Here is a 23,876-nt window from a genome sequence, read left to right on the forward strand (position 1 = left end):
CGTGACTAACCTCCTAAGCAGGTTAGTCACGGAGGGAGCGACCATGAGCACGGTGATCACAGGTGTCGCCCAGGTCAACGGGATCCGTCTGCACTACACACGCGCGGGTTCGGGGCCGCTGCTGGTGCTGCTCCACGGGTGGCCGCAGACCAGCCTGTGCTGGCGGCCGGTGCTCGCCGACCTTGCCGCCACCCACACCGTCGTCGCCCCCGACCTGCGTGGCTACGGCCTCAGCGACAAGCCCGCCACCGGCTACGACAAGCGACAGATGGCGGCGGACATCGCCGGGCTGGTGGAGCACGTCGGGTTCGAGCGTGCGGTGGTGGTCGGTCATGACCGCGGCGCCCGGGTCGCGCACCGCTGGGCCCTGGACCGCCCCGACCAGGTCGAAAAGCTCGTCGTGCTCGACGTGGTCCCCACCAGGGAGATGTTCCGCCGCCTCGACGCGTCGGTGGCCACCGGCTACTGGCACTGGCTGTTCCACATGCAACCCGACCTGCCCGAGCTGCTGGTCGGGAACAACGTTCGCGCGTACCTGGAGTACTTCTACGAACGCTGGAGCCATCACCGCCTGGCGCCCGACGCGATCGACGCCTACGTCCGCGCGTTCTCCCGTCCCGGCGCGCTGCGGGCCGGCTTCGACGACTACCGCGCCCAGGATCGCGACGTCGCCCTCGACGACGAGGACGCCGAGGCGGGCCGTCGTCTGGCCATGCCCGTGCTGGCCCTGTGGGGCTCGGCAGGCCTGCCCGCACGACTGCCCACCGAGGACATCTGGCGTCAGTACGCCGACGACGTCACCGCCGCCGAGATCGGCGAGTGCGGCCACTTCATCCCGGAGGAACGTCCCGACGTCCTCCTGACCCACCTGCGGAAGTTTCTCAGCGGGTCCTGAGCGCCAGCTTGCGGATCTCGGACCGGATCTCCTCGCGGGGCAGCGGGTTCACGCTCATCCACTCGTCGTCGCCGGCGAGGCGGAAGCGGCCGCGTTCGGTGTCGAGCCAGCGCAGCTCCTCGCCGACACGCGCCCACTGGTCCTCGGTCTCGTCGCGGCGGGCGATGCCGACCTGGCCGTTGCCGAGCGCGGGATGCAGGTAGGAGACCATCCGGCGGGTGACGCGTTCGTCGATGCCCTGCTGCCGCAGCACCTCGTCGACCTCCTGCGCCATCAGCGACTCCTGCCGGTCCACCAGCGCGGTGAAGGCCGCCTCGATCGCGCGGCGGGGCAGGCTGAACGGCGCGGTCAGCGGCGCCTCGACGGGCGGCACCAGCCGCACGAGGTCGTCCAGCGCCTCGTCCAGCGTGGCCGGCTTCATGCGGATCATCTTGTCCTCGGACGCCAGGTCCTGCGTCACGAGCAGCGCCTCGTCCCGGTGCACGAGCACAGCGGCGGCCAGCGTCAGTTCCTGCTTGGCCAGCACCATGTCCACCACACCGGTGCACGACCGCAGAAGGAACACGAAGTCCTCGGCCACGCCGAGCGGGCCGTTCTCGTCCGCGAGGCCGCGTTCGGTCAGGTGCTCACGCGCGGACCTGAACAGGGACCGCTGCTCGACGTCCGAGTTGCCGGACGCCGGGATCTCCAGCGGGAAGGGTGGCTCGACCTCCGCGAACACGCACAGCAGGTCGACCTCGACCGGGTGCAGCGGTGCCCCGGCGTTGACGCGCAACTCCATGCTGTCAGCTGTACTTGTAGGTCACGGCGTTGTCAGCGTCCGTCTGGAGGTACGTCGACGCGGTGTTCTCCGCCGCCAGCACGAACTCCTCCATCCGGGAAACCGCGAGGTTGAGCTGGCCGCGCAGTCCCCGCTCGCTGCCCATGCGGTCGGTGAACTTCTCCGCCATCTCCTGCGCGACGGGGCTGGTGCCCAGCATCGGCGTGTAGTTCGGGGTGGACAGCTCCTCGACCTGGGTGGTGACGAGGTCGAGCTGCCGCCGCACCTCCGCGACCGCGTCCGCGAACGCCTGCACCTGCGTCGGATCGACCGCCCAGCCGGCGCCCGGCGTAGTGGTACCCGAGCCGTCGTCGACGTACATCCGTTCCCCCTAGAGTCCGATGACCGGCGGCGCGGCCTTGAGGTCCGACGTGAACGGGTCCTCCTCGATCGGGACCCTCCTGCGGTGCTCGCCGTCCTCCTCGTCCTCCTGCCGGCGACCACCCGCGCCGCCCGCGCCCTGGCCGAGTGCCCCTGTCTTGCTGAACCGGCCACGTCCCTTGTAGTCACGGTCGCCGCGACCCGCGCCGCCACCGCCACCGGGGAAGCCCGCGCCGCCACCGCGTCCGCCAGCTCCTCCCCGGCCGCCCGCGCCACGTCCGCCCGCGCCACCGCGACCCGCGGGACCACCCATTCCGCCCGCGCCACGGCCGCCCATGGCACCTGCGCCACGGCCACCCATCGCGCCGGCCCCACGACCGCCCATGCCCGGCGGCATGGCGCCGAACGGGCCGGTGCCGAGGCCGAAACCACCGCCGCCACCACCACCGGGTGCGCCGACACCGCCGCCGCCACCGAGGCCGGTGATCGACTGCCAACGTCCCTCAGGGCCGAACGAGAACGACGGGTCGGTGCCGAAGTTCCCGTCGACGGGCGGCGGGGTCCTCGGAATCACACCGCCGCCGGGCGGCGGCGTCGGCACGACCGGCACACCGGGCCGGTCGATGGGCGGCGGCGTCGGCCGCGGGTTCTGCGGATCGCCCGGGTTGGCGCCGGTCGACGGGCCGGGGAACTGCGGTGTCGTCTGGTCGATGCCGAGCAGCGCGCTCTCGTAGCGCTCCATGGTCTGCACGGCCTTGCGCTTCATCTTCTTCTTCTTGTTGCCGAAGCCGAACGCGCTGGCGATGCCGCCGAGTGCCGCGCCGAACGCGGCGCCGATCGGGCCACCGACCGCGAACCCGGCCGCGGCGCCGCCACCGGCGGTCGCCCACCACTGGTTCTTCGGCATACCGGGCATGGTGCTCTGGGCGGAGCGCAACGCACCCGCCGCGTTCATGATCGGGTTGTACATCTCCTGGGCGGTCGTGCCGAGCTCACCGATCCAGCGCGCGTTGACCATCACGTTGCTCACGGCCGCGTCGGAAGCCCGCCCGCCCCAGAACTGCATGACCTTGGTGAGCGCGCGCTCCAGGTCGTCGGAAGCCCGGGAGACCGAACCGCCGTGTGTGCGCCACTCGTTGGCAAGGGCTTCGAGTTGGCCGGGGTTCGCCCGGTCGGCCACCATTCTGATCAACGACTCGAGGCCGAAGCCGTTCCAGTGCACGCCGCCGGTGACCCACAGGTCGTTTTCCTCACGCCGGCTCGCACGGTCGGCCTGAGCGGCCTGTGCCGCCTGCATGGCACGAGCCCTGGCGGCCGCGACTCCCTGGAGGAGCTGCTCCAACCCCACGCCCCCACCCTCCGATCATCGATTCCGATGGTCACGCTAGCGGATCACACCGACACAAAGGAGACGAACAGCCTTCAAGTTTCCGCAGGCAAATACTCAACCTCGGACCGAAAGCGCGAGCCCGCGGACCGCCGCGGCTAGGTCCTGGGTGTACATCGGGTTGACCGACAACCAGTCGCCGTCGTCGGTGTCCATCAGCTGGAACCGTCCTTTCTCGGTGTCCAGCCAGCGCAGTTCGGCGCCCGTGCGACGCCAGCGGTTCGCGTAGCCGCCCCTGGTGGCGAGCCCCATCTGCCCGTTGCCCAGCACGGGCTGCAGGTGCGTGACGAGCCTGCGCCCGATGCGGTCGCTGATGCCGTGCGCGGCAAGCATTTCGTCCCACTGGTCGCGGCCGAGCGGCTCGCCCTGCCGCGCCAGCAGCGCCCGGTACACGCGGTTGATCGCGGCCTTGGGCAGGGAGAAGGGCGCGGCGAGCGCGGCCTCGTGCTCGGGGATGAGCCCCAACAGCTCGTCGACCGCGTCGTCGAACCGCAGCTCCACCATCGTCACGGACTCCGGCGCGGCAAGCGCCTGCGTCACCAGGACGGCGATGTCCTGCCTGGCCAGCAGCACCGCGCCACGCGTGTGGTCACCGATCGAGAGCACGAGATCGAGCGTCATCCGCGCGCCCTGCAACAGGAACGCGAACGCCTCGGCCACCCCGAGCGGCCCTCGTGCGTCGGCGAGGCCCCGCGCGGCGAGCTGCTCGCCCGCGGTACGCAACACCTCGCGTCGTTCGGTACTGCTCGCCCCCGCCGACGGCACCCGAAGTGGAAACGGGGGTGCCGCACCGGCGGCCGCACACAACAGATCGACCTCCGCGACACCCATGGCCACCGCGGAGCGGGCGCTGGTGACCATCAGCCCTGTTTCGCCTCGACGTTGCCGTACGTGCTGACGCTGGTGTCCTCCATGTCCTCGTAGGACCGCGCCACCTTCTCGGCGCTGGCCACGAGGTCGTCCATGCGCTTCGTGGCCTCGGCCAGCCTGGCGCGCAGTCCGTTCTCGGCGTTGAGCCGGTCGTCGAACTTCTTGGCCAGCTGCTTGCCGACCGGGCTGGTGCCGAGCTGCGGGGTGAGGTCCTCGCCCTGCATCCCGTCGACCTTGGCCTGCACCGCGTCGAGGTAGGAGCGGACACGCATGACCGCCTCGCCGAACGCACGCAGCCGGTACGGATCGACCCGCCAGCCGTCCTTCTGCCCCGGCGCGGTCACGTTCTGCGGCTGCTCGTAGGACGGTGTTTCGGAACCGACCGCATCGCCCTGCTCGGGTTTTTCACTCGAGGAGTCGGGTTTCTCCGCCGGCGCGTCGTCCTGGTCGCTCGGTTTGTCGTCCGGGGTTTCGGTCGAGGAGTCCGGGCCGGTGCCCTCGGTTCCGTCCTGGTCGCTCGGTTCGTCATCCGGAGTGCCGGTCGACGAGTCCGGACTGTCCGAGTCCTCCGGGGGCTTGTCGACATCCGGCTTCTCCGGCTCGACCGCGCCCTCTGCCGGCGGCTTGTCCGGCTCGGCGGTGTCCACCGGCGGGTCGACCGGCTCGGCTGGCGTCTCACCGCCAACCGGCGCGCTGTCGACCGGAGGAGTCGGCGTCGGGTCGGGCAACACCGGCGGCGGTGTCCCCGCCGCAGGCGGCACGACCGGGGCCGGCGTTCCGGATCCCACGGGTGGCGGCACGGCATGGCCCGGCGGGACGGCAGGGGCCGGCGTGCCAGACCCCACGGGCGGGGCCGGCGTGCCGGGTGCCACCGGGGGCGACACGGGCGCGCCGGTTCCCACCGAGGGTGGCACGGGTGCGCCGGTTCCCATCGCGGGCAGCACGGCCGGCTCGGTCGTCACTGGCTGCGGAACGGCAAGGGCCGTGTCCTCCACGTTCGGCCCGGCCAGCCGCTCCGCGATGCTTCCGGGCAGTACCTCCGGCGTCGTGTCGTCAGCCGGCCGCGCTAACGGAGGCAGGTTCTCCGCGGGCATGTCGTTTCCCTCCTAGAGCCCGATCACTGGCTTCGACGCCGTCTCACCCGTGTCGAACGGGTCCTCGCCCTCCCAGGGGACGCGCCTGCGGTGTTCGCCTCCGCCGGCCCCCTGTGCGCCCGCACCGGCCATCGGCGCGCCGATCGGACCCGTCATCCCCGGTGTCCCACCCGGCATGCCACCGCCGCCCGGTATGCCGATACGACCACCGGCGGCCCCGATCCGGTCAGGAACGTCGCCGATCGTGCCCGGCCCGAGCACCGAACCGCCGCCAAGGGCACCACCAGCCCCGCCACCGCCGATCGCGGCACCGCCCGCGGCGGAGAACCCACCGCTGCCCAGCTCGTTGAGCGCGCCGAGGCGTGCTCCCGCCGCGCTGGTGTCGGTCATCCCGGTGAGGGCCTGCCAGCGGGCGTCCACGCCGGTCGTGCCGTTCACCTTCTCGACCCACTGCTCCCCGCCGTCCGGCAGCTCTGGGATGTCGATACGAGGTCGCAGCTCGGTGGCCTGCCCCTCGAACTGGGGAGTGGACTTGTCGATGCCGAGCGCGGCCGCCTCGAAACGCTCCATGGTCTCGACCGCGACCCGCTTGAGCTCCTCCTGCCCCGCCTGCGACTCGAACGCGCTTTCCGAGCCGGCGGCGACCCCGCCGAAGGCGGCACCGAGCTGGCTGCCGCCGGTCACCTTGGCCACCTCGGCCGCACCGTCGGGAGCCGAGCCGGGCTCAACACCCGTCGCGGCAGGCGGCAGCTCCGGCATGCCTTCCTGCGCGGCCCTGAGCGCGAAGGCCGCCTCCTCGATCGGGTCGCCCATCTCGTGGGCGGTGGTCCCGAGGTCGCTGACCCACTGCGCGTTGAGCGCGATCGCGTGGCGGGCCTGCTCGGCGGAAGCGCCGGTCCAGTAACCCATGAGGTCGTCGAGCGCCTCGGCTAGATAGTCGGCGGCGGCGAAAATTCCGTCGCCGGTAGCCCGCCAGTCGTCCGCGAGCGCCTCCAACTGAGGCACGCTCGCCTTGTCCGCGACCATGTTGACCAGTGCCTCAAGCGAGTAAGCGGCCCAGTTCACGCCGCCGCTGACGTACTGGTCTCCGGTGCTGCCCATGGGTTCCCCGCTCCCTCTGGCCCGAAGTTCGTTCCTGACTGTAATGGGTCGTGCACGGCAACAGCATTAGCCTGATCGGACGCCCACCGTACGCTCGATGACGTGCCCCGTGTGCTCACTGTCTCCGATGAGATCGTCGAATCGTTGTGGACCGATCGGATAGCGGAACGTTACGGCGACGTCGACCTCGTGCTGGCCGCTGGGGATCTGCCTTTCGACTATCTGGATTTCCTCACTTCGGCACTGGACCGGCCGCTGGTGTTCGTGCCGGGCAACCACGACGCCGACCTCTCAGGGTATTCGAGTCGGCGCGGTATGTGGTTGCATTCGGGATTTCCGGCGCGATATCCCGGCCCGGCGGGTGCGGTGAACGCCGACGGCGCGGTGGTCGAGGCGGCCGGGCTGCGGATCGCGGGCCTCGGCGGGTCCATCCGGTACAACCAGGGCCCCAACCAGTGGACCGAGCGGCAGCAGGCGAAGCGGTCGGCGCGGCTGGTCCGTGCCGCGCGGGGGAAGCAGGTCGACATCCTGCTGACCCATTCGCCACCCAGGGACGTTGGCGATCGGGAAGATCCACCACACCGCGGTTTCTCCTGCCTTCACATGGTCGTCGAACGGCTGAAACCCGCCGTTCTCGTGCACGGCCACATCCACCCGCACGGCCAGCCGGTGCCGGACCGTGTCCTTGGCAATACACGGGTGCTGAACACGGTCGGATACCGCATCCTGGACATGCCATGAATCGAGACACCGGGTTCCCCATCGCCGACGCCGAGAACGACTTCCTGCGCGCGCGCCGCAGGCAGGTCCTCTCGCGCCTGGCCGCATGGCTGCGCCGCGCGCCGGACGACGTCAACATCATGCTGCCGTTCGACGAAGTGGTGGCGGCGCTGGGCCGCTTGGGTGAGCGCCGGCTCGGGCTGCAGGTCATCACGCTGGACTCCATCGTCGGCAGCGTCGACCGCTCCCGGGAGTTCGACCGGCGGTTCCGCCCCACCTCGGGGCAGGTGCGGGAGCGCTGGCAGCGGCTCGCGCTGGCACAGCGGCGCGGCGAGCCCATCCCGCCGATCGAGGTGTACCGGGTTGGCGACATGCACTTCGTCGTCGACGGCCACCACCGCGTGTCGGTGGCGCACGCGCTCGGACTGAAGACCATCGACGCGTACGTCACGGAGGTCGTCACCCGCCTGTCCCCCAACGGCATCCGCTACCGGGGCGACCTGCTCGTGAAGGACTACCGGCGGATCTTCCTGGACCGGGTGCCCCTGGTCGGCGAGGCGCGACGGGCCGTGACACTGACCGACCCCTGGGACTACGCGGAGCTGGCGGAGTCGGTTGAGGCGTGGGGCTTTCGCCTCATGCAGGACGAGGGCGGCTACCTGGACCGTCCCACGGTGTCCCAGCGCTGGTACGACGAGGAGTTCGTGCCGGTGGTCCGCATGCTGCGCCAGGCGGGCATGGTCGGCGGTCAGACCGAGGCCGAGGCGTACATGTGGGTCGCGTGCGAGCGCTACCGCCTGATCCGCACGCACCGGTGGGACGACGAGATCATCTCGGCGGTCCGGGACACCAAGCGCCGCTGAATTCTCGCCGCTTGTCAAGTCGACAATCGCGATCTGTGGACAACTCAACCCCTGTGGACAACTTTTTTGCCATTCGCGGCGGGCGCGAGATTCTCGTCATGCGCCGCACAGGCGGCGCTCGACAGAGGGAGTCCACGGGAAATGAAAACGCTCATTGTCACCACCGCCACACTGGCCGCTTTCATCTGCGCCGCCACACCGGCCACCGCGCAGGCAGCGGCGTGTGAACGCGGCGAGTTCTGTCTCTGGCCGAAGGAGAGCTTCGAAGGCGACATCCATCGGGTGGCGCTGGAGAACACGAATCCGGGTGAATGCGTCCCGTTGCCGGACGGCTTCGACGCGCGTTCGTTCGCCAACCTGACGAAACGTCCGGTCACCGTCTACCAGGGCCGGGACTGCTCTACGGAGGCCGAGTTCGACACCTATCCCGGCGGCGGGACATTCGTGCCGCAGGCCCCGTACGTCGTGAAGGGAGTGCAGATCTGGGACTACTGATCACTCGCTGGAGTGGTTCGCCCCTCAACTGAGGCACATCTCAGCCCCGATGCGGGAATGTGGTGGCGCGTGCGCGCGTTGATCCACGGAGGGGGTGGGCGATGGACCGCGACCCGAAAACGGCATTATCCAGACGAGGACCGTTGTTGGGTGGGTTCCTCGTTCTGACCGCCGTCCTCTCCGTGGTCTCGATCGTCGCGATGGTGCGGTCTCTCGTGGAGATGACGTACCTGAACATCCACTTCCGTGCCGAGGTCGACCCGTTCTCCCGTGCCGTCAGCTACTACGTGTTCTACGGCGACGGTCGTGCGGATTTCGCGTCGGCGGTGATCGTCCTCGCGGGTGGCACGCTGACGATGCTGCTCGGCCTGCGCGCGGCCGGGCTGCGTCTCGGCGCGCCGGCCGGGACGTTCTTCGGGATCTGGTGCGTGAGCCTCACGTTGTGCGCGATCTTCCCAACGGACAACGGCAAAACGATCACCAGCGTGTCCGGCCTGGTGCACCAGGTCGCCGGGGCGTCGCTGTTCGTGAGCCTGCCGCTGGCCGGCCTGGCACTCGCGAAGCGGCTCGCCACGGAAGTGCACTGGGCCCGGGTTGGGCGCGTGGTGCGGCGGATGGCGCTGGTCGCGATGGCCCTGGCGGCCGCGTACCTCGCGACGAGACTGCGAGACGTCTTCCCTGGTCTGGCGATACCCGGCATTCTGGACGGACGGGGTGTGTCCGGACTCGTGCAGCGTGCGCTGTTCGGGCTGGAGACACTGATGTTGATGGCGCTCGCGGTCCACTTGTTGCGGGTCACGGTCGGCACGGTTCGCGGGCGCCGGGAGCCAGCGAGAGCCGAGGCCACCGGATGATCGCAGTCGCCATCGCGTTCGCCGTGCTCGGCGCGTGTTGCAGCGCCGTCGGGGCACACCTGCAGCACAAGGGTGTCCGCTCGGCGACGAAGGACACCGACCTGCGGCTGCGTGGCGCGGTGGTGCTGGTACGGAACCGTTCGTGGCTGCTCGGTTTCGCGGTGCTGTTCGCGTGCGCGGTGCTGCAGATCCTCGCGCTGGCGCTCGCGCCGGTGACGATCGTTGCGCCGATCGTGGTCCTCGCGCTGCCGGCGATCGCCGTGCTGAACGCCCGCTCGTCGGGCGAGCGGCTCGACGCGACCGCTGTGGTCGCCGTCGCGGCCAGCACGCTCGGGGTCGCGCTGTTCGTCGCGCTGGCGGCCAACCGCGCGACGGCCGTGCACTTCCCGAGCTCGGACGTGCTGGTGGCCTGCCAGATCACGGGCGGGGCCGTGGTGCTGTTCGGCGCGGCCGGCGCGTTGACCAGTGGTCTGCCTCGATGCGTGCTGCTGGCCACGGGCGCCGGCTGCGCCTACGGGTTGGTGTCGGTGCTGGTTCGTGACGTGACGTACACGTTCCAGATCGAGGGCCTGCGTGGCATCCCGCCACTGTCGGTCACCGGTCTGGTCGGGGCGTTCGCGGTCGGCTCGTGGTTCATCCAACTCGCCTACGCGAGCGGTCCGCCGGACATCGTGGTGGGCTGCCAGACGGTCCTGAGCCCACTGGTGGCCACGGCCTTCGCGATCGCGCTGCTGGACGAGACCACCAACGCGGGCGGATGGATCGGCGTTGGCCTGATCGGCGGCGCGGCGGTGGCGATCGTCGGTGTCGTGCTCTTGGCCCGGCACCACCCGGAAGCGACCGCACGGGCGACCCCACACTCCGCGGAACGCCACCTGTTCCGCGCCATCACCCGCCGCTGACGTTCCGGGGCGCCACCTACTCGAAGTAGCGCTGTTCGATCTCGTCGCAGTCCGCCTCGTCGGGGAGCAAGGGCCGGATCCAGGCGTGGAACTCAACGCCGTCGTGCTGCCACAGCGTCGACCTCGACCGCGATTCGCCGATTTCCTGTGCCCGCGTCGCGGTCTCACCGGTGAGCACGACACAACCATCGTGGATCGGCTCGGGCTCGGCCAGCGGCCACCTGCGCGGCACCGTGTCGTACTTGCTCGGCGTCGCGGTCGGCTCTCTGACCTGGTAGGTCACCGCGACCCGGCCCGGGCGATAGGGGGAGGAGCGTCTGCTGAAGTCGCTGGCCGCCCAGTTCGACGGCGTCAGGGACTTGGCGAACTCGGTGGCGTCGTCCCGAGCGCCGGAATCGGCCAGGCCGGGCACGGGGATCTCGACGACGTGTTCCCGCTCCTCGGTGCGCAGCACGATCATCAGGGTCCCGCCGTCGGGCACCTGCTCGTCGAACGAGTAGTCCTCGTCGTCGAACAACCCGGCGTCCTCGGCCTCCTCGAACAGCGTCTGGACGCGCTCCGGCGTGAGGCGGTACTCGACCAGCCTCAGCACATCGGTGTCGCGATCCTCCCGCACGATCGCCTGGCCATTCCCGTACAGAACGAAGTCCGGCGGGTCGATCACCTCGTAGCTCGGGACAAGACCCCCGCGCCAGTCGACCAGCAGAACGACGCCGTCACCCCGCCCAGGCACAGGCGCGGGCGCACAACCCGCCACCAGAAGGATGAGCGCCGCGGCTCCCCAGAAGATCCTCACGCCGACAACGACGGACGCGACCGGGCGCGGGGTTGCACCGCGGGCGTCAACCCGCCGACAACGCGTGCAAGGCGAGCACCACCCACCGCCGCCGGTCGCGTTCCGGCGTTTTCTCACCGGGAGCGGTGGCGAGGAGCAGCGTGACGTCCTCGGCGGTCACATCGGGCCGGAGCGCTGGTTTCGGGGGCCGAACCTCGCGATCGCACGCCTCTTCGGCCGGACGCCAGCCATGGGCGCGCTAACGACACCGCGTGCGGCGACCGATCCCGCGGCGACCAACGGCGACTACTTCTGAGCCGTTCATAGCGCTGCACGAGCCCCAACACGCCTAATGAGCAGCAAGGCCAGTGTTGCCGCCGGCGTGCGCCGGCGGCAACACCTCTCGCCTTACTCCGAGTACGTCAGGTTCTTACCGCTTGACGGGTCGAACAGCTGGATCTTGTCCGTGTCGTACCAGACTTCCAGCTCCGCGCCCTCCGCCGCACCGGAGGCGGCCGACAGGCGGGTCACCAGCTGCGCGCCACTCGACGGGACGTCCGCCGAGCCCGCGTCCGCCGCGAGCTCGTCCAGTTCGGCCGACGTCGCGACCTCACCTTCCACGGTGAAGTACGCGTACTTGTCCGAACCCATCGACTCCAGCACGTCCACCGTGGCCCGGAACGTGCTGCCGCTCGCGAGCGTGGAGTCGTCGAGCACGTGCGAGTCCTCGAAGTGCTCCGGGCGGATCCCGGCGATCACCTGGCGAGGCGCTTTCGCCGACTCCGCCAGCCTGCGCACCCGGTCCGAGAGCGCGACCTGGCCGAGCCCCGTCGACAGCTGGCCGTTCTCCAGTGTCGCCGGCATGAAGTTCATCGCGGGCGAACCGATGAACCCCGCCACGAACAGGTTGGCCGGGTTGTCGTACAGGAACTGCGGCGAGCCGACCTGCTGCACGATCCCGCCCCGCAGCACCACGACCCGGTCGCCGAGCGTCATGGCCTCGGTCTGGTCGTGGGTCACGTACACCGTCGTCGTCGCCAGCTGCTTCTGCAGCTTGGACACCGAGGTGCGCATCTGCACGCGGAGTTTGGCATCCAAGTTGGACAGTGGCTCGTCCATCAGGAACGCCTTGGGGCTGCGGACGATCGCGCGTCCCATGGCCACACGCTGCCGCTGGCCACCGGACAGGTTCGCCGGCTTGCGGTCGAGGTGCTGCGTGAGATCCAGGATCTGTGCTGCCTCCTCCACCTTCTGCTTCACGGTGGCGTCGGCCACCTTGGCCAGCCGAAGCGGGAACGCCATGTTCTCCCGCACGCTCATGTGCGGGTACAGCGCGTAGGACTGGAACACCATCGCGATGTCCCGGTCCTTCGGCGCCTTCTCGTTCACGCGCTGGCCGTCGATCCGCAGTTCGCCGGAGGAGATGTCCTCCAGCCCCGCGATCATGTTGAGCATCGTGGACTTACCGCAGCCGGACGGGCCGACGAGGATGACGAACTCGCCGTCGCCGATCTGGATGTCCACCTCGGACACAGCAAGGGCACCGTCCGGGTACCGCTTGGTCACCTTGTCAAGGACGATCTCAGCCATTTCCCTCAGCCCTTCACGGCACCAGACGTCAGCCCCGCGACGATGCGACGCTGGAAGAACAACACGAACACGATGATCGGAATGGTGATGATGACCGCCGCCGCGGACAGCGGTCCGGTCGGCGACTCGAACTGCGAGGCACCGGTGAAGAACGCCAACGCCGCGGGCACCGTCCGCGATGCCTCGGTCGAGGTCAGCGAGATGGAGAACAGGAAGTCGTTCCAGCAGAAGATGAACACCAGGATCGCCGTGGTGAACACCCCTGGTGCGGCCAACGGCGCGATCACCCTGCGGAACGCCTGTCCCGGCGTGGCACCGTCCATCTTGGCCGCCTTCTCCAGCTCCCACGGGATCTCCCGGAAGAACGCGGAGAGCGTGTAGATCGCCAGTGGCAGGGCGAACGTGACGAACGGCAGGATCAGACCCGGCCAGGTGTCGAACAGCCCGAGCACCCGCTCCATCTCGAACAGCGGCGAGACCAGCGAGATCTGCGGGAACATGGCGACCAGCAGGGAGAAGCCGATCAGCGCCCGCTTGCCGGGGAAGTCCAGCCGCGCGATGGCGTAGGCGGCCATCGTGCCGAGCACGACGGCGATCAGCGTGGCGATCAGCGAGATGCCGATCGAGTTGATCAACGGCCGGATGAAGAGCGAGCTCTCCTTGGAGAAGATCGTCTCGTAGTGCTCGAACGTCGGGTCGACGGGGAAGAAGTTCTTGTCGGTCAACGACTCCGACGACTTCAGCGACAGCGACACGATCCACGCGACCGGGAACAGCGCGTAGACCACGACGATGATGTTGATCAGCGTCCAGGTCGCCTTCTTGCCACCCGGCGTCGAGAGCACTGGTGTACGAGTGGGAGTGGCCACGGCCATCTCAGCGCCTCCCTTCGGTGTCGCTGCCAGGTGCCGCGGTACCGAACACCTTGATGAAGAGGAACGCGATGATCGCCACCGCGATGAAGATCAGCACCGACATCGTGGAGCCGATACCGAGGTTCAGACCCTTGAGCAGGTTGTTGTACGCCTGCATGGACACCGACGACGTGTCGTTCTGTCCCTTCGTGAGCACGAAGATGTTGTCGAAGATCCGGAACGCGTCGAGCGTGCGGAACAGCAGCGCCACCAGGATGGCCGGCTTCATCACCGGAACCATCACCTTGGTGAAGCGCTGCCACGCGCTCGCCCCGTCCATCGACGCCGCCTTGAGCAGGTCCTCCGGCACGAGTGCCAGACCGGCCATCAGCAGCAGCGCCATGAACGGCGTCGTCTTCCACACCTCGGCGAGGATGATGATGAACAGCGACGACCACTGCGAGGTCAGCGGCGCCGACTCCATGCCGGTCAGGTAGCCGGAACTCTGGTCCCACGCATAGAACCAGGAGAACGCGGCCACCACGGTGACGATCCCGTAGGGGATCAGCGACACCGTGCGGACCAGGCCACGGCCGACCAGCGCCCGGTGCATGATCAGCGCCAGCGTCATGCCGAGCACCAGCTCGATGACGACCGACACGATGGTGATGAGCATCGTGACGCCGAACGCTGTCCACCAGTACCCGTTGGACAGCACCGCGATGTAGTTGTCGAGGCCGACGAACTCGGTGTCGTTGGGGAAGCGCAGGTCGTAGCGCTGCAACGAAAGCCAGATCGAGTAGATGATCGGCCACGCGGTGACCGCCAGCATGACGATCACCGCAGGCGCGCAGAGCCACCAGGCGAGCCTCCGCTCGGCCCGCTTGCCCTCGCTGAGGCCGATTTTCGCTTTGGTCTCCGGCGCGGCCTTCTGAGGTTCCGCAGTCACGGTCATGGCAGCACCCCTTGCGACTGAAGGGCTTCGTTCAGTTGCTCACGCAGTTCGCCCGCGGTTTGGTTGACGTTGATGTCAGACGGCGGCGAGAGCAGTTTCGACGTGATCGTCGACAGGTTCTGGTACACCGGTGTCAACGGTCGCACCGACGCGGTCTCCAGTTCGTCGAGGATGGTTTCCTTCATCGGATAGGCGTCCGCCATCGAGAGCCGGTCCTGGCTCACCTCTGGCTTGCACGGAGCGATCGGCGTCTCGTCCGAGTAGAGCGACTCCAGCGTCGGCGGGACGCCGGCGCAGATCGCCGCGTACTTCTGCTGTTCCGCGCTACGCAGGCACAGCGCGGCCTTGAACGCCAGGTCCTTCTTCTGCGAGTAGGCACTCACGCCGATGTCGAAGCCGCCGACGGTCGCCGCGCCGGGATGACCGTCGAGCCCGGGTAGTGGCGCCCAGGCCAGGTTCTCCGCCTTCTCCTCGTTCAGCGTCGGGGTGACCGCCCAGACGTACGGCCAGTTGATCTGGAACGCCGCCTTGGTGTCCGGGGCCGCGAAGGCCTCGTGGATCTGCTGCTCCTGCGAGGCGCTCAACGACGGGCTGACGAGCCCGGACGTGGCGACCTTCTGCAGCATCCGCAGCGCGGCCATCGCGCCGCTGTCCATCTCGACCTTCGTGCCGTCCTCGGACAGGATGTGCCCGCCCGCCGAGTTGACCAGGGTGTTGAAGGCGACCACGAGGCCTTCGTACTGAGCCCCGGTGAACAGGATCTCGTACGGCTTGCCCTCGTCCTTCAGCTCCTGGGACATCTCGAGCATCTCTTCCCACGTCTCCGGTGGCGTGGGGGTGAGCGTCTTGTCGTACCACAGCAGCTGGACGTTGGTGTTCATCGTGGCCGCGTACAGCTTGTCGTTCCACGTGGCCGTCTCGAGCGGAATCTCCAGTACGTCCTCGGAAGCCGCCTCCTTGTTACTCCCCGTGAACTCGGCCAGCCAGCCCGCCTCTGCGAACTCCGGCACCCAGGTGACGTCCAAGCCGAGCAGGTCGAGATCGCTGTCCTCGGCCGCGAGCCTGCGCACCATCTGCTCGCGCTGGCCGTCCGCGTCCCGGGGCAGCACCCGGTGCACGATCTCGTACTCATCCCCGGCCTGCTCGTTACAGGTCGCGACGATCCCAGGAACGTACTCCTGGTCCGCGTAGTAAAGGGTGATGATGTTGCCTTGTTCGGTCCCGCATGCCGCCACCATCGGCGCGGCCACGAGCCCGGCGGCCAACGCGGTGAAGAGCCGACGTCGCCCAGTCACCGGCTGGCCCCTGAATGGGGCAATGCCCATCGCTTCCCGCCTCCTAACGAACCGAGCACGTCCGACTCGGCCCGGGAGGAGTCCGCCCAGCCGGGTAAGCACGGCGACGCGCCACGAGAACGTGTTTTGAACAACACCAGTGTCGCTCGGTGCAAGCACGCTAGGCCTGTTGATCACGGGCCGCAACCTGGTTGGGCAACGATTCAGGCACGGCCTGTAACAAAGGGGCGGACGGGGGCGAGCCTCAGTCGGTCTGCGGGCGCATGGCCAGCCTGGCGAGCAGGTCCCGCCCCTTCTCGGCGTTGCGCGGCTGGGCTAAGACGTCGTAACGGCCCGCGACCAGTTGGCTCGCCGACGCGATCTCCCGGCCGGAACTCCGTGTGGTCGCGTAGCCGACGGCCGCGAACACCAACCCGAACACGACGCCCGCGACGAGACCGACGAGTATCGGCGCGAACGACATCGTCTGTGAACTGAACAGCCCGAGCAGGAGACCGACGAACAGCCCGAACCACGCGCCGGACAGCGCTCCCGTGCCGAGGACCTTCGGCCAGCTCAACCGGCCGATGACCCGCTCGACCAGCATGAGGTCCACGCCGACGATCGTGACCTCCTGGACGGGGAACTCGTTGCCCGCCAGGTACTCGACCGCGCGATGGGCCTCCTGGTACGTGCTGTAGGACCCGATGGGCCAGCCAGACGGCGGCGTCGGCACCTTCGGGAGCGCCTGGCTCCCCCGTGCCCCGCCGGAGAACGCACCGGTCACCGTTGCTCACCTCAGTTCAGCAGTTGACACCATCCTGCCAACACAGGGCGAACAGTGCTAACCCGACACCGGCCGGTTCGTGCCACCCGTACTCGAAACCGCAACTCGGGGTGGCCGAACGCGCGACTCGCGGCGCTGAAAGCGAGACTCGCGGGGGTCGAACGCGCGACTCGCGGCTAGCGGGAGCGGTACTCGCGGAGGAGGCCTCGGCTGATGATCGTCTTCTGGATCTCGCTCGTGCCTTCGCCGATGAGGAGGAACGGGGCCTCGCGCATGAGGCGTTCGATCTCGTACTCCTTGGAGTAGCCGTAGCCGCCGTGGATGCGGAACGACTCCTGCGTGACCTCCGCGCAGTACTCCGACGCCAGCAGCTTGGCCATGCCGGCCTCGACGTCGTTGCGCTGGCCGGAGTCCTTCAGCCGGGCCGCGTTCACCATCATCAGGTGGGCCGCCTCGACCTTCGTCGCCATCTCGGCCAGCTTGAACGCGATGGCCTGGTGCTGGGCGATGGGCTTGCCGAACGTGCTGCGTTGCTGTGCGTAGTCGATCGCCAGCTCGAACGCGCGGATCGCGATGCCGCACGCGCGGGCCGCCACGTTCACCCGGCCGACCTCGACGCCGTCCATCATCTGCGCGAACCCGCGGCCCGGAACGCCGCCGAGCACGGTGTCATCGGCGATCCGGTACCCGGAGAACACGGCCTCGGTGGTGTCGACGCCCTTGTAACCCATCTTGTCGATCTTGCCGGGAATGGTGAGACCCGGCGCCACCTCGCCGAACCCTTCCGGCTTCTCCACCAGGAACGCCGTCAGGTTCTCGTGCGGCTTCGCGGCGCCCTCGTCCGTCTTCACGAGCACCGCGATGAGGTTGGAACTGCCGCCGTTGGTGAGCCACATCTTCGCGCCGTCGATGACGTAGCCGTCCCCGTCGCGCTTCGCCCGGGTCTTGATCGCCGCCACGTCGGACCCGAGGTCCGGCTCCGACATCGAGAACGAGCCACGCACCTCGCCGGTCGCCATCCGCGGCAGGAGGCTCTCCTTCTGCGCCGCCGTCCCGTGGTGGCGGATCATGTGCGCCACGATGAAGTGCGTGTTGATCACGCCGGACACGCTCATCCAGCCCCGCGCGATCTGCTCCACCACGAGCGCGTAGGTCAGCAGGGACTCGCCGAGACCGCCGTACTCCTCGGGGATGGTGAGGCCGAACAGCCCCATCTCCTTCATCCCGTCGACGATGTCCTGCGGATAGGCATCCGCGTGTTCGAGCGCCTGTGCGTGCGGAATGATCTCTTTGTCGACGAAGTCACGGACGGTGGCGAGGATTTCCTGCTGAACGTCGGTCAGGCCGGCGGTCTGGGCAAGACGGGCCATTTTTTCGGCTCCCTCCGGGCTGCGACAGCGCTGTAGTTACCGGTCAGTATCCACCGGTTAACGCTCGTTCGCGCGGAGGTTGTGCGCAGTACCACTCAGGAAGCGCGTAGCTCGATTTGCGAACCGCAGTCGCGGCAGTCGTCGGCGAGCACGTACACGTCGGCCCCGCAGTCACGGCAGGATTGGAAGCTGCGCTCGAACAGGTCGTCTCGACGAGAGCGGCCAAACAGACGGGGCCCTCTTCGCCCCTCCATGTTGCTGAGTCGATGCTTTCCCATGCCCACACCTTCACCTAAACCCGTGGGTCGGAGGCAAGCTTAAGCCGTTATCTGTGCGTTATCTCACTGCAACCTTTGACGATGTGTGACGTCATATCTCTGTTCGGTAACAGACATGACACTCCGTGCTCGAATCACAACCCCGGCACGAGCCGGCTGAGCACCTCGCCGAAACCACCCTCGACGCGGATCTCGATCGCCCCCGTGTCGTCACGATTGGTGATCTGCTGCAACGCTCCGTCGAACCACCAGTAGACGTGCGGGGTGAGCGGACCGACCTCCGTGTCGTATCCGGCGGCCGCGTTCCCGGCCATCGCGTTCAACGCTGGGATCACCTGGGCGTCACGCGGCACGTGATACATCAGCTGGTGCCGAAAGGGCGCCGCGACGAGGACGCCGTTGGGCAGATGCGCCTCCCCGGTGGTGCGGAGGATGACGTCCCGCAGCACCAGGATCGTCGACGCCATGAACATGGACCCGACGAGGATCTCCACGCCGTCGAACGTGGCCCGCTCGTCGGCCTCCTCGCGCCGCAGGTTGGCCAGGCCCGCCGCCCGCAGCCGGTGGTGACCGTGCTTGCCGACCTGTTCGTCGTTGAACGTGGCGACCGAGTCCGGCAGGTCGAGTGCGAGCAGCTCCAGCACGCCGGGCAGGGCCTCGCGGCCGTAGGACCACCAGCCGTTGTCCGGCAGCGAGCTCGCCTCGTACAGGCGCAGGTAGGTTCGGCCGAGCAGGTCCTCGGTGGGGACGTCGAACTCGTCGGGGCCGTCGACGCTGGCGAGCAGGCGGCGGACGTGGTCCTCGATGATCTGGGGCCAGTGCTTGCCCGCGATCCGGGGATCGGCGAGCCGGCGCGCCAAGCTGCCCAGGCCGAACTGACGGCCGTCCGCGTCCTCGACGTGCCCGGCGTAGACCGTCACCTCGTACCCGGAAGTCGCCATGCTGCCGCGGACAAGGTCACGGAGGCGTTGCGCGCCGCTGACCGTCAGCTCCGGCAGGGTCTCGTCGGGCGGCTCGTCGGGTCCTGGCCGCTTTCGGTTGAACAACCCCACCGCGCAACCCTATGTGGGGGGCGGTTCCTCCCCGTCGGGGGTCTTGCGCTCCGGGATGGTGTTGCGTTCGAGGAAGCGGAGCAGCTCGACCGGGAACGGCAGGACGAGCGTCGAGTTCTTCTCCGAGGCCACCTGCACCACGGTCTCCAGGAGGCGCAGCTGGAGCGCGGCCGGCGTGTCACCCATGACCCTGGCCGCCTCGGCGAGCTTCTGCGACGCCTGGTACTCACCGTCCGCGGAGATGACCCGCGCGCGGCGCTCCCGCTCGGCCTCCGCCTGCCGCGACATGGACCGTTTCATCGACTCAGGCAGCGCGACGTCCTTGATCTCGACCCGGTCGATGTGCACACCCCACTCCAGCGCGGGGCTGTCGATCATCAGTTCCAGGCCCTGGTTGAGCCGCTCACGGTTGGACAGCAGGTCGTCGAGGTCGCTCTTACCGATCATGGACCGCAGCGAGGTCTGCGCGACCTGCCCAACCGCGAACCGGTAGTCCTCGACCTTCACGACCGCCGCGACCGGGTCGATGACCTTGAAGTAGACGACGGCGTCCACCCGAACGGTGACGTTGTCCCTGGTGATGCCCTCCTGCGCGGGGACCGGCATGGTCACGATCTGCATGTTGACCTTCTGCAGCTTGTCCGCGACGGGCACGATCGCGGCCAACCCCGGCGACCGCACCCCAGGCAGAACCCGCCCGAACCGGAAGATCAGGCCCTGCTCGTACTGCTTGATCACACGCAGACACGACGACGCGACGATCAGGATCACCGCGAGGATCAGGAGGATGCTGTAGGCGACCATGGTGCCTCCCGCGGCCGGCTTCCCCTCCCCACCGATGCTACGCCGAATCGCCGGCCAGAAGACGCCGAGAGAAGCAACCTCACCCCGCCAGGCGCACCCCACCCCACCTGCACGAAAGTCCCATTCGTCGGCGGGGGCCCCCCGATTTCCACACTACCGGCGAGCACCGACAATTCCGGGCCCGCGAGCGACCGGTTCACCCACCCAACCCGAGCGAGAGTCCCATTGGTGCGCCGGGGGCGCCGGGCGCACAGCGCCCAGCCGTGCGGCGGCAGGCGGATGTCCTGAGGGGCACCCATGGGACGTTGAGCCCAGATCACCGATGGTCTTGGTGGCTCGGGGCGCGACCCGGTGGACTTGCCACGACCGGTGTCCCGAACCTCTCGCACGATGCGACACCCGACAAGATCATCGGCGGGTCGAGGTTGGCGTCTCAAGGGGCACCCTTGGGACACCGACTTCGCAGGTCAGGCACCGGCCGACGGAATAACAGTCTCCGAGTTCACCAGCACAACCGCGGCGGGCGCTGCACGCTCGCCGGCGATGCGGGGGCGCGCAGCCATGCGCTGCGAAATATGTATTCGCGCCACGGGCGATGCCCCGAAAGACCCGCTCATGTCGCTGACCGCCCCCAACGCGTCGTTCAGGACACCGGCCTTCACGAAAGCGGCATCCCGCCGCCCGCCGCCCGCCGCCCGCCGCCCGCCGCCCGCCGCCCGCCGCCCGCCGCCCGCCGCCCGCCGCGACAAGCCGTACACCTCGCCCCGCGATACACAACCCGATCGGGCGATGTCAGAGCGAAAGTCCCATTCGTGCGCCGGGGCCCCCCGATTTCCACGCTACCCGGGGGCACCGACAGAACACGGGGCTCGCGGTCGGGCATCCACAACCCGATCGGGCGATGCCCGAGCGAAAGTCCCATTCGTGCGCCAGGGGTCCCCCGAGTTCAACGTTACCGGCGGGCACCGACAGGGGCGGGTCAGCTGTTGCCTACCGCCTCAGCCAGTGCGAGGGTGCGTTCCGCGTTGGCCACGTGGAGGTTCTCGATCAGTCTGCCGTCCACTGTGGCCACTCCGCGGCCCTCGCGGCGGGCCTCCTCGAAGGCGGCGATGACGCGGTGTGCGTGCTCGACCTCGGCTGCCGAGGGGGCGAAGATCTCGTTGCACGGGTCGACCTGGCCCGGGTGGATCAGTGTCTTGCCGTCGAAGCCGAAGTCCCTGCCCTGCCGGCATTCCTCCGCGAACCCGTCCAGGTCGCGGACGTCGTTGTAGACGCCGTCGAGGATGACGCGGCCGGTCGCGCGGGCCGCCAGCACGCACATCGACAGTGGGCCGAGCAGTGGCGCGCGGCCCGGGACCTGCGCCGCCGTCAGCTCCTTCGCCAGGTCGTTGGTGCCCAGCACGAGCACGGTCAGCCGTTCCGAGGCGGCCGCGATCGCGGCGCAGTTCAGCACCGCAACCGGGGTCTCGATCATGGCCCAGATGGCCGTGTGGTCCGGGGCGTGTGACAGGGCCTTCTCGATGGCGTGGACCTCGTCGGCCGAGTTGACCTTCGGCACCACGACCGCCGACGGGCCAGCTTCGCCGACGGCACGGAGATCGTCGGCGTGCCACGGGGTGCCCGCGCCGTTGACCCGGATCGTCACCTCGCGGGAGCCGTACGACCCCACCAGGGAACACACGCGGTCCCGCGCCGCCGACTTCGACGACGGGGCCACCGCGTCCTCCAGATCGAGGATCAGCGCGTCCGCCGGCAGCGTCTTCGCCTTCTCCAGGGCACGTTCGTTCGCGCCCGGCATGTAGAGAACCGACCTGCGGGGCTTCACGACGCCTCCTTGTAGAGCGCCGCCAGCTCCGGGTCGCGGGCGGCCAGGTCGTCAGCCAGTGCCACGATCACCTGGCACTGCTTCACCGTGGCGTCGTCCTGCATCTTGCCGTCGAGCATGACCGCGCCCGTGCCGTCGCCCATGGCGGCGATCACGCGGCGGGCCCACGCCACCTCGGCGGGCTCCGGCGAGAACACCTTCCGCGCGATCGCGATCTGTGCCGGGTGCAGGCTCCACGCGCCGACGCAGCCGAGCAGGTAGGCGTTGCGGAACTGGTCCTCGCAGGCGACCGTGTCGCGGATGTCGCCGAACGGGCCGTAGTACGGCAGGATCCCGGCCTGTACACACGCGTCGACCATGCGCGCGACCGTGTAGTGCCACAGGTCCTGCTGGTAGGTGACCCGCCCCTCGGTCAGGTCCTCGCCGACCGGGTCGGTCCGCACGAGGTAGCCCGGGTGACCGCCGCCCACACGGGTGGTCTTCATGCGCCGGCTCGCGGCGAGGTCGGCCGGACCGAGCGAGATGCCCTGCATGCGTGGGCTGGCCTGCGCGATCTCCTCGACCCGCGACACGCCGCTCGCGGTCTCCAGGATCGCGTGCACGAGCAGCGGGCGGGTCAGGCCGGCGCGCGCCTCGAGCTGGGCGAGCAGACGATCGACGTAGTGGATGTCCTCGGGGCCCTCGACCTTCGGCACCATGATCACGTCCAGCTTGTCACCAACCTCGGTGACCAGCGTGATCAGGTCGTCGAGCACCCACGGCGAGTCGAGGCTGTTGACCCGCGTCCACAGCTGCGTGTCACCGAAGTCCACCTCGCTGGCGATGCGTACGAGCCCGGCGCGGGCGATCTCCTTGCGGTCGGCCTGCACGGCGTCCTCGAGGTTGCCGAGCAGCACGTCGGCCTGGCCGACCATACCGGGGACCTTGGCCGCCATCTTCTCGTTGCCCGGATCGAAGAAGTGGATCATCCGGGAGGGGCGGAACGGGATCTGCCGCGGCGGCTCCGGCGCGCCGACGGCAAGCGGACGGAAGAAGTCCTTCGGTGACCTCATCAAGCCTCCCAACTACTTGCCAGTAACCCTAGGCCGTGAGAAACCCGCTCGCCGTGCACGTGTCGGCTACGCCACGCTCGAGGCATGTCCTTGACCGTGCCAGAAGGCTTCACGCGGGGTTTCGGCGAGGAAGGCGCGGAATGGCTCGCCGGCCTGCCCGCACTGGCCGAGTCGTGCCTCGCCCGCTGGGACCTGACCCTCGACGGCGAGCCCATGCACGGGGTGTGTGCGCTCGTGCTCCCCGTCCGGCGGGCCTCCGGCGAACCCGCCATGCTCAAGATCACCTGGCCACACGACGAGGCCGAGCACGAGGCACTCGCGCTGTCCATCTGGGACGGTGACGGGGCGGTACGCCTGCTGGCACACGACCCCGACGCCTGGGCACTGCTGCTGGAGCGCCTCGACCCGCACACCTCGCTCGCGAACGTGCCGACGAACGAGGCACTCGCCGTCATCACGAGCCTTCTGGGCAGGCTGGACCGGCCCGCCCCGCCCGGAATCCGCCACATGCGGGACACGGCCGCCCGCTGGGTCCGCGAGTTCCCAGAGGAGAACACCGCTCTCCTGCCGGACGAACTGGTCGAGCAGGCCGTCGCCTACTGTCGCGAGTTGGGTCCGCGTGCCGGCGATCACCTGGTCAACGAGGATCTTCACTTCGAGAACGTGCTCCGAGGCGAACGTGAACCGTGGCTGGTGATCGACCCGAAGCCCATCGCCGGCGACCGCGAGTTCGGGCTCATCCCCTTGCTGTGGAACCGGTTCGACGAGACCGCCACGCTCGACCGGTTGGCCGCGGTCGTCGACCGGGCCGGACTGGACCCGGTGCTCGCGCGCAAGTGGACATTCATGCGCGCGGTCGACAACCGGCTCTACGCCGGCGAGGACCAGTTCGGCGTCCAGTGCGCGCGAATCGCCGCGCTGCTGGCCTGACCCCGGTT

Annotated in this window: 25 protein-coding genes and 1 pseudogene; 8 read left to right on the plus strand and 18 right to left on the minus strand. The window is 69.0% G+C overall.

Features of this window, described 5'->3' with window-relative positions:
* The first annotated feature begins 43 nt into the window (after positions 1-43).
* Complete coding sequence (locus tag VF106_RS29165; protein ID WP_330843077.1) at positions 44-895, plus strand: alpha/beta fold hydrolase; 852 nt, start codon at positions 44-46, stop codon at positions 893-895.
* On the opposite strand, the gene VF106_RS29170 is transcribed toward VF106_RS29165, so the two are convergent.
* The 6 genes from VF106_RS29170 to VF106_RS29195 form a co-directional block, all read right to left on the minus strand.
* Positions 882-1,676: an ESX secretion-associated protein EspG gene (locus VF106_RS29170; protein ID WP_330843078.1), complete on the minus strand. Its 795-nt coding sequence runs from the start codon at positions 1,674-1,676 to the stop codon at positions 882-884. The two genes, VF106_RS29165 and VF106_RS29170, sit on opposite strands and share 14 nt — an antisense overlap.
* 4 nt (positions 1,677-1,680) lie before the next feature.
* Positions 1,681-2,037 carry a hypothetical protein gene (locus VF106_RS29175; RefSeq protein WP_330843079.1) on the minus strand — a complete coding sequence of 119 codons (357 nt, stop codon included), beginning with the start codon at positions 2,035-2,037 and terminating at the stop codon, positions 1,681-1,683.
* Between the two features lie 9 nt (positions 2,038-2,046).
* Positions 2,047-3,384, minus strand: a complete 1,338-nt coding sequence (locus tag VF106_RS29180; protein WP_330843080.1) for a WXG100 family type VII secretion target — start codon at positions 3,382-3,384, stop codon at positions 2,047-2,049.
* A gap of 96 nt (positions 3,385-3,480) precedes the next feature.
* Positions 3,481-4,284, minus strand: a complete 804-nt coding sequence (locus VF106_RS29185; RefSeq protein WP_330843081.1) for an ESX secretion-associated protein EspG — start codon at positions 4,282-4,284, stop codon at positions 3,481-3,483.
* Positions 4,284-5,387: a hypothetical protein gene (locus tag VF106_RS29190; RefSeq protein ID WP_330843082.1), complete on the minus strand. Its 1,104-nt coding sequence runs from the start codon at positions 5,385-5,387 to the stop codon at positions 4,284-4,286. Before VF106_RS29190 ends, VF106_RS29185 begins: the two co-directional genes overlap by 1 nt.
* 12 nt (positions 5,388-5,399) lie before the next feature.
* On the minus strand, positions 5,400-6,488 hold the full coding sequence (locus tag VF106_RS29195; protein WP_330843083.1) for a hypothetical protein: 1,089 nt from the start codon (positions 6,486-6,488) through the stop codon (positions 5,400-5,402).
* Positions 6,489-6,575: 87 nt separating this feature from the next.
* Here VF106_RS29195 and VF106_RS29200 point away from each other — a divergent pair.
* From VF106_RS29200 to VF106_RS29220, 5 genes and pseudogenes are all read left to right on the plus strand, one after another.
* Positions 6,576-7,229: pseudogene (locus VF106_RS29200) on the plus strand (metallophosphoesterase family protein); the annotation flags it as partial.
* On the plus strand, positions 7,226-8,071 hold the full coding sequence (locus VF106_RS29205) for a chromosome partitioning protein ParB (protein WP_330843084.1): 846 nt from the start codon (positions 7,226-7,228) through the stop codon (positions 8,069-8,071). The pseudogene VF106_RS29200 and the gene VF106_RS29205, both read left to right, overlap by 4 nt.
* A gap of 141 nt (positions 8,072-8,212) precedes the next feature.
* Entirely contained in the window at positions 8,213-8,566 is a 354-nt protein-coding gene (locus VF106_RS29210; protein ID WP_330843085.1) for a peptidase inhibitor family I36 protein, read from the plus strand.
* 146 nt (positions 8,567-8,712) lie between these two features.
* Entirely contained in the window at positions 8,713-9,420 is a 708-nt protein-coding gene (locus VF106_RS29215; protein WP_330843086.1) for a DUF998 domain-containing protein, read from the plus strand.
* Positions 9,417-10,322, plus strand: a complete 906-nt coding sequence (locus tag VF106_RS29220; protein ID WP_330843087.1) for a DMT family protein — start codon at positions 9,417-9,419, stop codon at positions 10,320-10,322. Before VF106_RS29215 ends, VF106_RS29220 begins: the two co-directional genes overlap by 4 nt.
* A gap of 16 nt (positions 10,323-10,338) precedes the next feature.
* Here the strand turns inward: VF106_RS29220 and VF106_RS29225 are convergent, their stop codons facing one another.
* Positions 10,339-11,118 carry a hypothetical protein gene (locus VF106_RS29225; protein ID WP_330843088.1) on the minus strand — a complete coding sequence of 260 codons (780 nt, stop codon included), beginning with the start codon at positions 11,116-11,118 and terminating at the stop codon, positions 10,339-10,341.
* A gap of 64 nt (positions 11,119-11,182) precedes the next feature.
* Here VF106_RS29225 and VF106_RS29230 point away from each other — a divergent pair, with 64 nt between their 5' ends.
* Entirely contained in the window at positions 11,183-11,413 is a 231-nt protein-coding gene (locus VF106_RS29230) for a hypothetical protein (RefSeq protein WP_330843089.1), read from the plus strand.
* A gap of 92 nt (positions 11,414-11,505) precedes the next feature.
* Here VF106_RS29230 and VF106_RS29235 read toward each other — a convergent pair whose 3' ends face one another.
* The 11 genes from VF106_RS29235 to VF106_RS29285 form a co-directional block, all read right to left on the minus strand.
* Entirely contained in the window at positions 11,506-12,687 is a 1,182-nt protein-coding gene (locus VF106_RS29235) for an ABC transporter ATP-binding protein (RefSeq protein ID WP_330843090.1), read from the minus strand.
* A 5-nt stretch (positions 12,688-12,692) separates the two neighbouring features.
* Positions 12,693-13,562, minus strand: coding sequence for a carbohydrate ABC transporter permease (locus VF106_RS29240; protein WP_330843091.1), 870 nt, complete (start codon positions 13,560-13,562; stop codon positions 12,693-12,695).
* Between the two features lies 1 nt (position 13,563).
* Positions 13,564-14,496: a carbohydrate ABC transporter permease gene (locus VF106_RS29245; RefSeq protein ID WP_330843092.1), complete on the minus strand. Its 933-nt coding sequence runs from the start codon at positions 14,494-14,496 to the stop codon at positions 13,564-13,566.
* Positions 14,493-15,821: an extracellular solute-binding protein gene (locus VF106_RS29250; RefSeq protein WP_414639089.1), complete on the minus strand. Its 1,329-nt coding sequence runs from the start codon at positions 15,819-15,821 to the stop codon at positions 14,493-14,495. The genes VF106_RS29245 and VF106_RS29250 overlap by 4 nt, the downstream gene beginning before the upstream one ends.
* A 214-nt stretch (positions 15,822-16,035) precedes the next feature.
* The gene (locus VF106_RS29255; RefSeq protein ID WP_330843094.1) at positions 16,036-16,557 is read right to left on the minus strand and encodes a YflT domain-containing protein; all 522 of its coding nucleotides are present in this window, start codon (positions 16,555-16,557) and stop codon (positions 16,036-16,038) included.
* Between the two features lie 176 nt (positions 16,558-16,733).
* Positions 16,734-17,927 (minus strand): acyl-CoA dehydrogenase family protein, encoded by a 1,194-nt coding sequence (locus VF106_RS29260; RefSeq protein ID WP_330843095.1) that lies wholly within the window; start codon positions 17,925-17,927, stop codon positions 16,734-16,736.
* Positions 17,928-18,339: 412 nt separating this feature from the next.
* Positions 18,340-19,257, minus strand: a complete 918-nt coding sequence (locus VF106_RS29265; protein WP_330843096.1) for a hypothetical protein — start codon at positions 19,255-19,257, stop codon at positions 18,340-18,342.
* A 9-nt stretch (positions 19,258-19,266) separates the two neighbouring features.
* Positions 19,267-20,061 (minus strand): slipin family protein, encoded by a 795-nt coding sequence (locus VF106_RS29270; protein ID WP_330843097.1) that lies wholly within the window; start codon positions 20,059-20,061, stop codon positions 19,267-19,269.
* Positions 20,062-20,528: 467 nt separating this feature from the next.
* Positions 20,529-20,810, minus strand: coding sequence for a hypothetical protein (locus tag VF106_RS29275; RefSeq protein WP_330843098.1), 282 nt, complete (start codon positions 20,808-20,810; stop codon positions 20,529-20,531).
* Between the two features lie 230 nt (positions 20,811-21,040).
* Positions 21,041-21,886: an HpcH/HpaI aldolase/citrate lyase family protein gene (locus VF106_RS29280; RefSeq protein ID WP_330843099.1), complete on the minus strand. Its 846-nt coding sequence runs from the start codon at positions 21,884-21,886 to the stop codon at positions 21,041-21,043.
* Positions 21,883-22,938 carry an HpcH/HpaI aldolase/citrate lyase family protein gene (locus VF106_RS29285; RefSeq protein WP_330843100.1) on the minus strand — a complete coding sequence of 352 codons (1,056 nt, stop codon included), beginning with the start codon at positions 22,936-22,938 and terminating at the stop codon, positions 21,883-21,885. Before VF106_RS29285 ends, VF106_RS29280 begins: the two co-directional genes overlap by 4 nt.
* Positions 22,939-23,022: 84 nt before the next feature.
* Here VF106_RS29285 and VF106_RS29290 point away from each other — a divergent pair, with 84 nt between their 5' ends.
* Positions 23,023-23,868, plus strand: a complete 846-nt coding sequence (locus tag VF106_RS29290) for an aminoglycoside phosphotransferase family protein (RefSeq protein ID WP_330843101.1) — start codon at positions 23,023-23,025, stop codon at positions 23,866-23,868.
* Positions 23,869-23,876 lie beyond the last annotated feature (8 nt).

The organism is Actinophytocola sp. (assembly GCF_036378875.1).
GTDB lineage: Bacteria > Actinomycetota > Actinomycetes > Mycobacteriales > Pseudonocardiaceae > Actinophytocola.